Source organism: Saccharothrix sp. DSM 118769 (assembly GCF_052936295.1).
This window is the reverse complement of record NZ_CP193627.1, coordinates 9678672-9691974: the sequence shown is the minus strand read 5'-3', so window position 1 is coordinate 9691974 and position 13303 is coordinate 9678672. Positions and strand designations below refer to the sequence as shown.

Genomic DNA, 13303 nt, shown 5'->3' with positions numbered 1-13303 from the left:
TCATGTCAGGGGCAGGTACCGATGGAGAGGGACATCCCGATGAGCACCGACGCGGCGGACGAGAAGCCCGCCTTCCGCTACACCGCCGAGCTGGCGGGCGAGATCGAGAAGCGGTGGCAGCAGCACTGGGAGGAGCGCGGCACCTTCCACGCGCCGAACCCGGTCGGCCCGCTCAAGGGCGACGTGCCCGCGGACAAGCTGTTCGTGCAGGACATGTTCCCGTACCCGTCGGGCTCCGGCCTGCACGTGGGGCACCCGCTGGGCTTCATCGGCACGGACGTCTACGCCCGGTACCACCGGATGAACGGCCGCAACGTCCTGCACACGATGGGCTTCGACGCGTTCGGCCTGCCCGCCGAGCAGTACGCCGTGCAGACCGGCCAGCACCCGCGCAAGACCACCGAGGACAACATCCAGACCTACCTGCGGCAGATCCGCAGGCTGGGCCTGGGCCACGACGAGCGCCGCCGGATCTCCACGATCGACCCGGGCTACTACAAGTGGACCCAGTGGATCTTCCTGCAGGTCTTCAACTCCTGGTACGACACGCGGGTCGCCAAGGCGCGCCCGATCGCCGACCTGGTCGCCGAGTTCGAGTCGGGCGAGCGCGCCACCCCCGACGAGCCGTGGGCGGCGATGACCGGCGCCGAGCGGGAGAAGCTGCTGGGGCAGTACCGCCTGGCCTACCTGTCCGAGGCGCCGGTGAACTGGTGCCCCGGCCTGGGCACCGTGCTGGCCAACGAGGAGGTCACCTCGGACGGCCGCAGCGAGCGCGGCAACTTCCCGGTGTTCCGCCGCTCCCTGCGCCAGTGGATGATGCGGATCACGGCCTACTCCGACCGCCTGGTCGACGACCTGGACCGGCTGGACTGGCCGGAGAAGGTCAAGTCGATGCAGCGCAACTGGATCGGCCGCTCGAACGGCGCGCGGGTCCGGTTCGCGGTGGGCGACACCGCCGACATCGAGGTGTTCACCACCCGCCCGGACACGCTGTTCGGCGCCACCTACGTGGTGCTGGCGCCCGAGCACCCGCTGGTCGACGTGATCACCGCGCCCGAGCGGGCGGACGACATCGCCGCCTACCGGCGCGAGGTGGCGCGCAAGTCCGACCTGGACCGGCAGGAGAACAAGGACAAGACCGGCGTCTTCACCGGCGCCCACGCGACCAACCCGGTCAACGGCGCGCAGGTCCCGGTCTACGTCGCCGACTACGTGCTGATGGGCTACGGCACCGGCGCGATCATGGCCGTGCCCGGCCAGGACCAGCGCGACTGGGACTTCGCGACGAAGTTCGACCTGCCGATCATCCGCACCGTGCAGCCGGCCGAGGGCTTCGACGGCGAGGCGTACACGGGCACCGGGCCGGCGATCAACTCCAGCCACGAGAGCAGCCTGAGCCTGGACGGGCTGGACGTCGCCGAGGCGAAGAAGAAGGTCATCGCCTGGCTGGAGGACAACGGCCGCGGCGAGGGCACCGTGCAGTTCAAGCTGCGCGACTGGCTGTTCTCCCGGCAGCGGTACTGGGGCGAGCCGTTCCCGATCGTCTACGACGAGGACGGCACGCCCGTCGCGGTGCCCGAGTCGATGCTGCCGATCGAGCTGCCCGAGGTGGACGACTACTCGCCGCGCACCTTCGACGCCGACGACGCGAACTCCGAGCCGTCGCCGCCGCTGTCGCGCGCCGAGGACTGGGTGACCGTCGAGCTGGACCTGGGCGACGGCCCGAAGAGGTACCGGCGCGAGACCAACACCATGCCCAACTGGGCCGGTTCGTGCTGGTACCAGCTGCGGTACGTGGACCCGACCGAGACCGAGCGGTTCGTCGACCCCGAGAACGAGCGCTACTGGCTGGGCCCGCGCACGGCCGAGCACGGCGCGACCGACCCGGGCGGCGTCGACCTGTACATCGGCGGCGTCGAGCACGCCGTGCTGCACCTGCTGTACTCGCGGTTCTGGCAGAAGGTGCTGTTCGACCTGGGCCACGTGACGGGCGACGAGCCGTACCGGCGGCTGTTCAACCAGGGCTACGTCGAGGCGTACGCCTACACCGACGCGCGGGGCACGTACGTGCCCGCCGAGCAGGTGGAGGAGCGCGACGGCAAGTACTTCTTCGAGGGCGAGGAGGTGCGGCGCGAGTACGGCAAGATGGGCAAGAGCCTGAAGAACGTCGTCACGCCCGACGAGATGTGCGCGAAGTACGGCGCGGACACGTTCCGGCTGTACGAGATGTCGATGGGCCCGATGGACGTGTCGCGGCCGTGGGCGACGAAGGACGTCGTCGGCGCGCAGCGGTTCCTGCAGCGGCTGTGGCGCAACCTGGTCGACGAGACCACCGGCGAGCTGCGGGTGACCTCGGAGGAGCCGGGCGAGGAGGCCCTGCGGCTGCTGCACAAGACCATCGCGGGCGTGCACGACGACTACGCGAACCTGCGCTACAACACGGCGGGCGCGAAGCTGATCGAGCTGAACAACCACGTCACCAAGCACTTCCCGGGCGGCGCCCCGCGCGCCCTGGCCGAGCCCCTGGTGCTGATGCTGGCCCCGCTGAGCCCGCACGTCGCCGAGGAGCTGTGGGCGAAGCTGGGCAACACCGCGTCGCTGGCGCACGGCCCGTTCCCGAAGGCCGACGAGAAGTACCTGGTGGAGGACACCGTCGAGTACCCGATCCAGGTCAACGGCAAGGTGCGGGCGCGCGTCGTCGTCGCCGCGTCGGCGTCCCAGGACGAGGTGAAGGCGGCGGCCCTGGCCGAGGAGAAGGTGGCCGAACTGGTGGGCGGCAAGGAGCCGCGCAAGGTCATCGTCGTCCCGGGCCGGCTGGTCAACGTGGTGCTGTAGTCGCCCTCACGGGGGCGGGAGGTGGGCGGCGACCTCGGCGAGCGCGTCGAGCAGAGCGGGGTCGACCGCCCCTCCCGCGGGTTCGGACTCGGCCACGGCGACGGTGTCGCCGCGGCGCTCCGACCAGTAGTGGGCGGCGGTGAAGCGGATGTCGGCCAGGCCCAGCAGGGTGCTGCCCAGCGGGCGGACGTCGCCGGTGCCGTGGACGTCGACGAGCCGTTCGAAGCGGGTCGTCGCGGTGCGGTCGGCGAACGCCACCCAGGCCACCGACACGACGACCACGCCGCCGGTGTCCAGGTCGGCGGCGAAGATCGCCCGGTCGAGCGCGCGGCACGGGGTGGTGGCGAAGAACTGCCGGACCTGCCCGAACGAGTGGGTCAGGCACTCGGCGGCGGGCTGCCGCACCGGGTCGCGCCGCAGTCGCGCGCCCAGGCGGTTCAGCGCGCCGTCCAGGTCGCCGTCGCGGGCCGACTTCCTGCTCTCGGCCTTGCGGGCGTTCAGGCCGGGCGACGAGGTGCCCGCCTGCGGCCCCGCGGACAGCGTGGCCCCGCCGCCGACGCCCGCCGCGGCGATGCCGACCACGGCCGCCGCGAGCACCGCGCCGCCACCGCTCTTCTTCTTCCCCTTGTCCGATCCGCCGCCCTTGCCGCCGATCCGCCGATCCGCCACGTCGTCCCCCTCGTCCGGCGATGAGGGGGACATGCAACCGCGTCCGGCGCGCACCGCGACGGCACTGCGGCGGGTACCGCCCGAACGGCGCAGCCGCGTCCCGCAATAATGCGCTGAACTGGGCTTTTACCGGCGCGGGAGCCGCTGTTACGGGCGTGGGAGCTGGGCGGCGACCTCGGCGAGCGCGTCGAGCAGCTCGGGGTCGGGGGTGCCGCCCGCGGGTTCGGACTCGGCGATCGTGATGGTCGTGTCCCTGGTCTCCGACCAGTAGTGCGCGGCGGTGAACGGGATGTCGGCCATGCCGAGGACGGTCGGGCTGAGCGGTCGCACGTCGCCCGAGCCGTGCACGTCGACGACGTCCTCGAACTGCCGGGCCTGCCTGCGGCCGGGGAAGGTCACCCAGGCGACCGAGACGACGGCCGCGCCGCCGGTGTTGTCCACGACGGCGAGCAGCAGCCGGTCCAGCGCGGTGCACGGGGTGCTCGCGAAGAACTGCTGGACCTGGCCGAACGAGTTGGCGCCGCAGTCCAGCTCCTGCTTGACGGCCTGCTTGGTGATCCGCACGCCGAGGTTGGCGACCGCGCCCTCGGTGTCGCCGCCGCGCGCGCTGCGCTTGGCGTCCCACTTGCGCACGCCGATGCTCTCGACGGGCGCCGCGCCGCCGCCACCGCTCGCGCCGGAGTTCAGCGCCGCGCCGCCCGCGCCGCCCGCTCCCGCGAGCACGACGAGCACCGCGGCCACGAGCGCCACGCCGCCGCCACCCGAATCCTTCTTCGCCACCGCCCCCGCCTCAGTCGACCCCCGTGCGGTCCCCGCACCATGCAACCCCGACGAGTGCGGTCCGGATGCGCCCGAACCGCGAAAAGCCCTCGAACGGCCCAGCGGGTCTCACCGGAAGTCGCAGCTCACGGTTGCGGAGCGAAACCCGTCTCGGCCAGCATCCGGCGCAGCATCGAGTCGAACAGCGGTTCCGGGTTGGACACCGCGAACGGGAACCGGCCGAACACCTCCAGCGCCACGTGCCCGTAGATGCGGACCCAGCACTGGGTGATGTGGTGCACCGCGCCGAGCGTCAGCACGGTCTCGTCCACCGCCGGCCCTCCCCCGTCCCCGGGGCCCGCAGCCCCGGAGTCGGCGGCACCGGGGTCGGCGGCCCGGGAGTTCACCGCGGTCAGCAGCACCTGCCGGAACGCGGCGAGGTCGGCGTGCAGCTCGGCGGGCACGTCCTCGTCGGTGCCCTCGGGCATCGGGTGCGCGACGATCAGCCGCCCGGCGACCCGGAGGAACACCCGGCCGAACTGGTCGCCGACCACGCCCGCGCCCGCGTCCGGGCCGCACCGCGCCAGGTGGTCCTCGGTGGAGGCGAAGACGAGGGTGAACTCCTGCGGGTGCGCCAGGGCCCACCGCCGGAACCCCCGGCACACCGCGAAGACCTGCGCCGCGACGTCGTGCTCGTCGACGCCGGCCAGGCCGCGGTCCAGCTCGGCGGCGAGGTCGGTGCAGATGTCCTCGGCGAGCCTGCGGAGCAGGTCCTCGCGCGAGTCGTAGTAGCGGTAGAGGGCCGGCGCGGTGATGCCGACCTCCCGCGCGATGGCGCGCAGCGTGACGGCGTCGCGTCCCTGTTCCACGAGCAGGGCCCGCGCCTGGCGTCGGATCTCGCGCTCGGTGTCGGCACGCATCCGTTCCCGTCGCGTGGCCTCGGTCATATGTCACCCAATCAGGTTGTAGCGGTGCTCGTCCGGGTATAACTTCCGAACTGGTTTGGTGAACGGTGTTTACCGAGATGCCGCCATCCGCGCAACGGTAGCCCATCAACCTGGGAGGACACGTGTTCGCGAAGTGGGGGGCGTTGGCCCACCGACGCCGCTGGGTGGTGCTGATCGCGACCGTCGTCCTGGCGGTGGCGGGCGGCGTCTGGGGCCTCGGCGTGTTCGACAAGCTGAGCCAGGGCGGCTACGAGGCGCCCGACAGCGAGGCCGCCCGCGCCACCGAGGTCGCCCAGGAGGCGTTCGGCCGCCAGGGCGGTGACGTCCTCGCCGTCTACGGCACGACCGACCCGGCGAAGCTCCAGCAGGTCTCCGAGCAGCTCGCCGACCTGCCGCGCGACGCCGTGCAGACCGTCCTGCCGCCGGTGCCGTCGCCGTCGGGCGACAAGTCGCTCGTCGTGATCACGCTCGCCTCCGGCGACTCGAACACGCAGATCAAGCAGTACGAGCAGATCGCCGACCGGCTGGCGGTCGGCGGCCTGGACCCGCTCGTCGGCGGCTTCGTGCCGACGCAGAAGGCCATCAGCGACATGTCCGCCTCCGACCTCACCAAGGCCGAGGCCGTGTCGCTGCCGATCGTGCTGCTCCTGCTGGTCGTCATCTTCGGCGGCCTGGTCGCCGCGTCGCTGCCGGTGCTCGTCGGCGGCCTCTCGATCCTGGGCTCCCTCGGCGTGCTGCACGCCGTCTCCTACGGCGCGGACGTGAACTCGTTCGCGGTCAACGTGGCCAGCCTGCTCGGCCTCGGCATGGCGATCGACTACGGCCTGTTCATGGTCGGCCGGTTCCGCGAGGAGCTGGCCGCGGGCCGCGAGGTGCCCGACGCCGTCCGCCGCACCGTCATGTCCGCCGGCCGCACCGTGGTGTTCTCGGCGACCCTGCTGGTCATCGCGCTGGCCGGCCTCCTGCTGTTCCCGCAGGGCTTCCTGAAGTCCCTCAGCTACGGCGGCATGGCGGCGGTCGCCATCGCCGCGCTGGTGTCGCTGACCCTGCTGCCCGCGCTGCTGGGCGTCCTCGGCCACCGCGTCGACAAGCTCGCCGTGCCGTGGCGCAAGGACAAGGCCCCGTCCGAGGCGGGCTGGCGCCGGCTCGCCGGCCGGGTCATGAAGCGCCCGGTGCTGGTCGCGCTGCCCATCGTGCTGCTGCTGCTCGGGCTCGGCGCGCCGTTCCTCGGCGTGAAGTTCGGCGAGGTCACCGAGAAGGTGCTGCCCGAGGGCAACGAGGTGCGGGTCGCCGCCGAGACCATCAATGACGACTTCGCCGAGCTGTCCAACTCCGGCTTCAGGATCGTCATCACCGGTGACCCCCGGCCCGCCGAGGTGCAGGAGTTCCTCGGCCGGGTCGGCGCGGTGCCCGGCGTCGGCGAGGCGCGGGTCGCCGCGGAACCGGTCGGGGGCGTGTGGTCGGCCACCGCGGGCCTCGACCAGGACGCGCTGGGCGACGCGTCCAAGCAGGCGCTGCGGGACGTGCGCGCCCTCGACGGCCCCGGCGACGAGGTGCTCGTCGGCGGCAGCACGGCCGTGGTGTCCGACAGCCTCGACGCCATCGCCGAGAAGCTGCCGTGGATGGTCCTCCTCCTGGCCGGCGCCACGTTCGTGCTGATGTTCCTCGCGTTCGGCTCGGTGCTGCTGCCGATCAAGGCCGTGGTGATGAGCGCGCTCAGCCTGTCCGCCACGTTCGGCGTGCTCGTGTGGGTGTTCCAGGAGGGCCACGGCGCGTCGCTGCTCAACGTCACGCCCGCGCCGCTGGAGTCCGGCATCGTCGTGCTGATGGCGGCCGTGGTGTTCGGCCTGTCCACCGACTACGAGGTGTTCCTGCTGTCCCGCATGGTCGAGGCGCGCGGACGTGGCGCGTCGACCGAGGAGGCGGTGACGGCGGGCCTGGCCAAGACCGGCCGGGTGATCACCGCGGCGGCGCTGCTGCTGATCGTGGTGACCGGCGCGTTCGCGTTCTCCCAGATCACGATGATGCGGTTCGTCGGCGTCGGCATGATCCTCGCGCTGGCCCTCGACGCCACCGTGGTGCGGATGCTGCTCGTGCCCGCCGTGATGAGGCTGCTCGGCGACGCCGCGTGGTGGGCGCCCGGCCCGCTGCGGCGCGTCCAGCGGCGCGTGGCGCTGCACGACGAGGTCCCGGTGGAGGACGAGAAGGTGCCGCAACCCGCCTAGCCCCGGTCCGGCCGCTCGAAGGCGATGGCCGCGACCTCGGAGTCGCGGCCGTCGTCGTCCAGCCCGCCGAGCGGGTAGGTCGCCAGCACCCGGCCGTCCGCGCCGTCCAGCACGGTGGCGGTGTCGCCGGTGGCCAGGAACACGCGCGCGTCGCCGGGCGCGACGGCCAGCGTCCCGGCGGTGAACGGCAGCGTCCGGGTGGCGCGCGTGCCCGCGTCCACCACCGCCACGCCCCGGTCGAGCGCCACGTAGACCCGCCGCCCGTCCGGGGTGACCGCGACGCTGCCCGCGCCCTCGCCGACCGGCGTGGTCCAGCGGACGCGGTGGTCGACCGGGTCCAGCTCGGACACCGTGCCGGTGCGCTCCCCCACGTCCAGCGAGCTGACGTAGACCGCGGAGCCGTCCGGGCTGACCGTCACGTGCTGCGGCAGGCCGCCCACGGGGATCGTCGCCACCGTGCTCGCGGCCCCCGTGTCGAGCACCACCACGGTGCCGTCCTGGGCGTTGGCCACGTAGAGCCGCGCGCCGTCGGGGCTGATCGCGATGCCCTGCGGCCGGCCGCCCACGGGGATCGCGGCGACCAGCCGGAACCTCTCGGTGTCGATCACCGCGACCGAGTCGCCGCCGGTCACGTAGAGCCGCCCGCCGCCCGGGTGGGCCACCGCCTCGGCGAGCTGCGCGCCCGCGTCGATGCGGCCGGTCACCCTGCCGCCGGCCGGGTCCACGGCGGTCACGACGCCCGCCCACCCGTTGACCACGTACGCGCGCCGCCCGTCCGGGTCGACCGCGGCGCCCGTCGCCCACGACCCGGTCCGCGCGCGGGCCACCACCGCGCCGTCCCCGGTGTCGAGGACCTGGAGCGCGCCCCCGTGCGCCACGAAGTACGCCCTGGGCGCGGGTGCGTCCGCCGTCGTGGCGACCGGGGAGACGGGGCGGCCGGTGGCGGAGAGCGCGGCGGCGAGGAGCAGGGCGGTGGTCCCCGCGGCGGCGGCGGTGCGTCGTCCCCACATGCTGCGAGGGGAACACCCGGACTCGGTCGAGATCCACCTCGGTGCTACGGACGGGTGGCATTCTTGCCGGACCGGGTGATCGTCGGTGTGCGAACCGGGGGCGCCCGGCGCCGGTCGCTCGGGGGGCGAAACGACCGACGCCGGGCTCCAGCCGGTGCTCTCGCACCGGTGGCCCAACCCCGACGACGTAGAACTACCACCAGGTTGACGCAGCGCGGGGCGTTTTGGCTCCCGAGAGCTACGAATCAGCCGAAATTCGTCGCGTTGCCACCAGCTTGGCGTAACGCGTGCCCGCCGTCAGGAGGACGAGGCCCGCCCCGATGAACGCCAGCACCCGCGCGATGCCGTCCAGCGCGGCCAGGTCGAACAGCAGCAGCTTCGCCACCGCGGCCCCGACCAGCACCAACCCGGCCACCCGCAGCGCCCGGCGGTCGATGCCCCGGACCAGCAGGACCAGGGCGGCGACCGTCCACGACACGGTCACGATCGAGTGGCCGAACACGAACCCGGTGACGTCCTGTGACACCAGCAGCGCGCCGCACAGCACCGCGCCCGCCGCCGCGTACAGCAGCACCACGCCGGCGACGACCCACGGGAGCGGCTGCCTGCCGAGCGCGCCGAGGGTCGACGCGACCCACGGCAGCACGACCGCCACCGCGCCGAGCACCAGCGCGGTCAGCGCGCCGGACACCAGGAACCCGACCGTCACCGCCCGGCGGGGCGCGTCGAGCAGCAGGTCCGGCGGCACGGCGTGCGCCAGCGCGAGCAGGGTCCCGACGGCGGCGAACGCCGCGGACCCGACCAGCGGGCCGCGCGAGGCGACGAGCCTGGCCAGGACCGCCAGCACCAGCGCCTCGGCCAGCACGGCGGCGGCGCGCGTGCTGCCGTCCAGCGCCACGGCCGTCGCCTGGAACGCGGCGAACACGCCGACCGCGCCGACACCCGCCGCGAAGGCGCGCGGCAGGTGCCCCCGGCCGCCCGCCCACAGGCCGAGCATCACCAGCGCCACCGCGCCCGCGACCGCCGCGCCGAGGTACCGGTCGAGGACCGCCGTCGTGACCAGTGCCGGGACCGGCGAGCCGACCGCCAGGCCGAGCGCGGTCACGTCGCCGGGCCGGACCCGCGCGGTCAGCACCGCGCCCGCCACCCCGACCACGGCGGTCAGCAGGGCGATCGCCGCCAGCACCCGCTGGTCACCCACCCGGCCCACGGCCAGGAGCGTCGCGAGCAGCGGCGGCACACCGGCGGTGACCGCGAGCCACGGCCAGTCGCGCCGCAGGTGCACGGGCGTCGCGGCGGCCTTCAGCACCAGCAGGAACCCGACGAGCAGCGGCGTGAAGCCCGCCGTGAGGACCGGCGCGCACGCGGCGCACGCCGCCACCACGCCGATCGCCAGGACCGACGAGTCCCACCTCAGCGCCAGCAGGAGCCCGCCGCCCGCGATGACCAGCCCGGCCACCAGCCCGCCGCCCTCCGGCAGGTAGGCGTAGATCGAGGTGGCCGCGACGACGTCCAGGTAGAGCACCGCGATACCGGTGGCGGCCAGGGCGAACGCGCCGGTCCGTCCCGCCGGCGTGCGGTGCAGCCACAGGCCGGCGCCGACCAGCGCCGCGCCGAGCGCTGCCCCGCCGAGGACGCGGGGCAGCGGTCCCAGGTAGCCGCGCTGGACGGCGAGCACCAGCAGCATCACGACGCCGAGCAGCGTGACCGCGCCGCCGACCCAGGCGAGCAGCCTGCTGCCCGCGCCGTCCTGGCCGAGCCGGTCGAACAGCGAGCGGCGCGGGGGTGGCGGGGTCCACTGCGGCGGGTTCCACCGGGGCGGCGGCGGACCCCAGCCCTGGCTTTGGCCTTGGCCCGGGTGGGGCATGGGCGCGGGGTGGGGCATCGGCGGCACGGCCCGCACCTGCGGCGGGACCGGCGGCCCGCTCCACCACGGTCCGCCGGCCTGCGGCGCGTTGGTCCGTGGCGCGTTGGCCTGCGGCGCGTTGGTCTGCGGTGGGCCGGCCTGCGGGGAGGGGGCGGCGGCTGCGGCGGGCTTCTCCGGCGCGTCGGGCTCGCCGGGCGCTTCCGACGCCGCAGCCGCCTCGACGGCCGACTTAGCGGCCGACTCCGCGGTCGTCTCGACGGCAGCCTCTGCGGCCGCCGGGGCTGCCGTCGTCCGGGCTGCCGTCCGCGCGGGCGGCACTGGCGACGCGGACGGTGCGGACGCTGCGGGCGACGCGGCCGGTGCGGGCGGCGCGAGGGTGGCCACCGCCCGGCCGTCACCCACCCGGTGCAGCTCCTCGCCCACCGCTTCGAGGCGGCGACCGAGGTGCGCGAGTTCGTCCGCCAGCCGCATCAGGGGTTCCTGCCCAGTCCCGGTCATGTGACCAGACTCGCCCGGACCGGGCGCACCCGACATCCGTACCTCTACTCAAGTGCTCGAACCCGCGTACCGAAGTGGTCACGCCGCCGGGTCCCGGGGGTGAGAGGGTGCTCGGCGTGACTGTCCTCGTGCTCGGTTCGGCGAACGCCGACCTCGTGGTCCAGGTCCCGCGCCGCCCGGCCGCCGGTGAAACGGTCCTGGGCGGCGACACCGCCGTGCTGCCCGGCGGCAAGGGCGCGAACACCGCCGTCGCCGCCGCCCGCCTCGGCGCGGACGTGTCGTTCGCCGGGGCCGTCGGCGCGGACCAGTACGGGGAGCTGCTGCGCGGGTCGCTCGCCTCCTCGGGGGTGCGAACCGGGCACCTCCGCACGTCCGCACGTCCCACCGGCATCGCGTACATCACCGTGACGCCGGACGGCGAGAACTCGATCGTCGTCGCGCCGGGGGCCAACTCGGACGTGTCCGACACCGACGTCGACGCCCTGACCTGGGACGGCGTCACGGTCCTCGCCTGCTCGCTGGAGGTGCCGGTGCCCGTGGTGGCGCACGCGGTGCGGGCAGCGGCCTCACGCGGGGCGAGGCCGCTGCTCAACCTCTCCCCCGTGGTGCCCGTCCCGCCGGACGTCCTGGCCCTGCTCGACCCGCTGGTCGTCAACGAGCACGAGGCCGCCTCCCTGGCCCCGACCCACGAGGCCCTGCTCGACCTGGGCCCCAGGTCCGCCGTCGTCACCCTCGGCGCGCGCGGCGCGGCGGTCGTGACGCGGGACGGCGTGGTCGAGGTCCCCGCCCCACCCGTGACGCCGGTCGACACGACGGGCGCGGGCGACGCGTTCGCGGGCGCGCTGGCCGCCGACCTGGCCGCCGGCGCGCCGCTGGTGGAGGCCGCCGCGTTCGCCGCGCGGGTGGCCGCGCTCTCGGTCACGTCGGCGGGCGCGCAACCGTCGTACCCGACCCGCGAGGCCGTCGAGCGGCTGGGCTGACGACCGCCATGCGCTGGTAGAGCGCTTCCACGGCTGGTCCGCTTTGCTGAACAGCCCAAAGCCGTAAAGTGGTTTGTGTCACGTCACGGCAATCCGTGCGTCACCCTCAGTCGCGAGCTTTGCTTCGCTAAGCAATGACGACCGCAGTTCGGCGGGTGGTGGTGGGTCCGGGCTACCAACTCCGCACCCACCACCACTTCTACCTGCGGCGACCCCGGACTCGGCAAAGAGGCGTATGGAGTCGCCGAGCGAAGCCTCCCCCATATGGGCGTCCTGGTTTACGTATTTTGATGACATTGGCAGCGGTTGCCATGAATTCCTGTCCCCCACGCACATCTTTCGCTCTGATGCAAGTCGAAGCTGACGACATCCGAACGGGCTACGTTCTGTAACGATGTTTGCCTGCCCGACGACTCTTATGCGCTTCCCGTGGCGTCACTGTCGGTTCACCTCTTCCTTGCGCGGGCTTCACGCGAATAGGCTCAACAGGTTCGCTCGTGTTGGCGCCAACTACCAGGCGCGATCGACCAGCGGACGGAGACCCCGGACTCGGCAAAGAGGGACGGAGGGGCACTCGTACCCATCAGTGACACAGCGTTGATCGTTTATGCGGTGGTGATCATCGCATATCTGGTGTTCACCACTTCAGTGGTGTGGATACTGGCCCGCAGGGTCCCGAGCGCGATGACTCGGACCTTGATCGCCGTGGGCGTGCTCGTCAGCGGTTTGCCGACCATTCTCGCGGTCCTGGCAAAGGTGCTCGCATGATGCCCACGGCGCAGGCCCCCGCCAATGCGGGAGAGCGGTGGCGTCGCGGCAGCATGGCCGACCGGCTGCCCGAACAGGTGCGCACCCAGTTGTTCGCGCTCGGGCGGGTGCTCTCCTACCCGGCGGGGGCCATCCTCTCCGAGCAGGGCAGTCGCCGGCCACCCGTGTTCCTGCTCCTGGGAGGGGTGGTGAAAGGGTGCCGCACCGCGCAACCGGACAGTCCGCCCATGTTGTTGAACCTTTTCCTGTCGGGTGATGCCCCCGGCACCGCGGACGCGGTGCTGAACGCTCCGGGGCACGTCACCTACATCGCCACCAAGGCGACAACCGCCCTGGCGATACCGCGACAGGCGTTCAAGAGCTTCTTCGAGGAGCGTTCCGCCGCGGCGAACGTCCTGGCCGCGGTCCTGGCGCGCGAGCTGCAGCTGCGCGACCGCTCGCTCGCGTACGCGCCGATGCCGGTCGAGGACCGGCTGATCGCGTTCCTGGAGCGGTACAGCAGGCTGTACGGCACCCGTTCCGCGTCCGACGAGGTCCACCTCGACCTCGGGCTCGCCCAGGCGGACCTCGCCGCCGCGATCGGCGCCTCGGCGCCTTCCGTGGCCAAGGTCCTCAACCGGCTCCGCGACGAGGGGAAGGTCGCCATCGGCTACCGCTCGCTCTTCATCAAGAAGCCCTTGGCGGTTCGAACGCCGCGTCCCCGCGGCGCGAGCTGATCCGCTGCCGGGCCCGTCGCAGGTCACCG

Annotated in this window: 10 protein-coding genes; 5 read left to right on the top strand and 5 right to left on the bottom strand. The window is 73.3% G+C overall.

Going from position 1 to position 13303, the window contains the following annotated elements:
• Positions 1-39 precede the first annotated feature (39 nt).
• On the top strand, positions 40-2835 hold the full coding sequence (gene leuS / locus ACRAKJ_RS41785; RefSeq protein ID WP_438921132.1) for a leucine--tRNA ligase: 2796 nt from the start codon (positions 40-42) through the stop codon (positions 2833-2835).
• 6 nt (positions 2836-2841) lie between these two features.
• Here leuS and ACRAKJ_RS41780 read toward each other — a convergent pair whose 3' ends face one another.
• The 3 genes from ACRAKJ_RS41780 to ACRAKJ_RS41770 all read right to left on the bottom strand — a co-directional run bounded on the left by ACRAKJ_RS41780 (position 2842) and on the right by ACRAKJ_RS41770 (position 5183).
• A complete protein-coding gene (locus ACRAKJ_RS41780) occupies positions 2842-3537 on the bottom strand; it encodes a hypothetical protein (protein ID WP_438921104.1) in 696 nt (231 codons plus the stop codon).
• Positions 3538-3651: 114 nt separating this feature from the next.
• A complete protein-coding gene (locus tag ACRAKJ_RS41775; RefSeq protein WP_438921105.1) occupies positions 3652-4284 on the bottom strand; it encodes a hypothetical protein in 633 nt (210 codons plus the stop codon).
• A 125-nt stretch (positions 4285-4409) separates the two neighbouring features.
• Positions 4410-5183 (bottom strand): WHG domain-containing protein, encoded by a 774-nt coding sequence (locus ACRAKJ_RS41770; protein ID WP_438921106.1) that lies wholly within the window; start codon positions 5181-5183, stop codon positions 4410-4412.
• 149 nt (positions 5184-5332) lie between these two features.
• Here ACRAKJ_RS41770 and ACRAKJ_RS41765 point away from each other — a divergent pair, with 149 nt between their 5' ends.
• On the top strand, positions 5333-7435 hold the full coding sequence (locus ACRAKJ_RS41765; RefSeq protein WP_438921107.1) for an MMPL family transporter: 2103 nt from the start codon (positions 5333-5335) through the stop codon (positions 7433-7435).
• Here the strand turns inward: ACRAKJ_RS41765 and ACRAKJ_RS41760 are convergent.
• Complete coding sequence (locus ACRAKJ_RS41760) at positions 7432-8445, bottom strand: outer membrane protein assembly factor BamB family protein (protein ID WP_438921108.1); 1014 nt, start codon at positions 8443-8445, stop codon at positions 7432-7434. The two genes, ACRAKJ_RS41765 and ACRAKJ_RS41760, sit on opposite strands and share 4 nt — an antisense overlap.
• A 238-nt stretch (positions 8446-8683) precedes the next feature.
• Positions 8684-10810: a DUF2339 domain-containing protein gene (locus tag ACRAKJ_RS41755; RefSeq protein WP_438921109.1), complete on the bottom strand. Its 2127-nt coding sequence runs from the start codon at positions 10808-10810 to the stop codon at positions 8684-8686.
• A 116-nt stretch (positions 10811-10926) separates the two neighbouring features.
• On the opposite strand from ACRAKJ_RS41755, the gene ACRAKJ_RS41750 reads away from it, so the two are divergent.
• The 3 genes from ACRAKJ_RS41750 (at position 10927) to ACRAKJ_RS41740 (ending at position 13274) form a co-directional block, all read left to right on the top strand.
• A complete protein-coding gene (locus tag ACRAKJ_RS41750; protein ID WP_438921110.1) occupies positions 10927-11790 on the top strand; it encodes a PfkB family carbohydrate kinase in 864 nt (287 codons plus the stop codon).
• A 612-nt stretch (positions 11791-12402) separates the two neighbouring features.
• Positions 12403-12558 carry a hypothetical protein gene (locus ACRAKJ_RS41745; protein WP_438921111.1) on the top strand — a complete coding sequence of 52 codons (156 nt, stop codon included), beginning with the start codon at positions 12403-12405 and terminating at the stop codon, positions 12556-12558.
• Positions 12555-13274: a helix-turn-helix domain-containing protein gene (locus ACRAKJ_RS41740; protein WP_438921112.1), complete on the top strand. Its 720-nt coding sequence runs from the start codon at positions 12555-12557 to the stop codon at positions 13272-13274. Before ACRAKJ_RS41745 ends, ACRAKJ_RS41740 begins: the two co-directional genes overlap by 4 nt.
• The last annotated feature ends 29 nt before the right edge of the window (positions 13275-13303 follow it).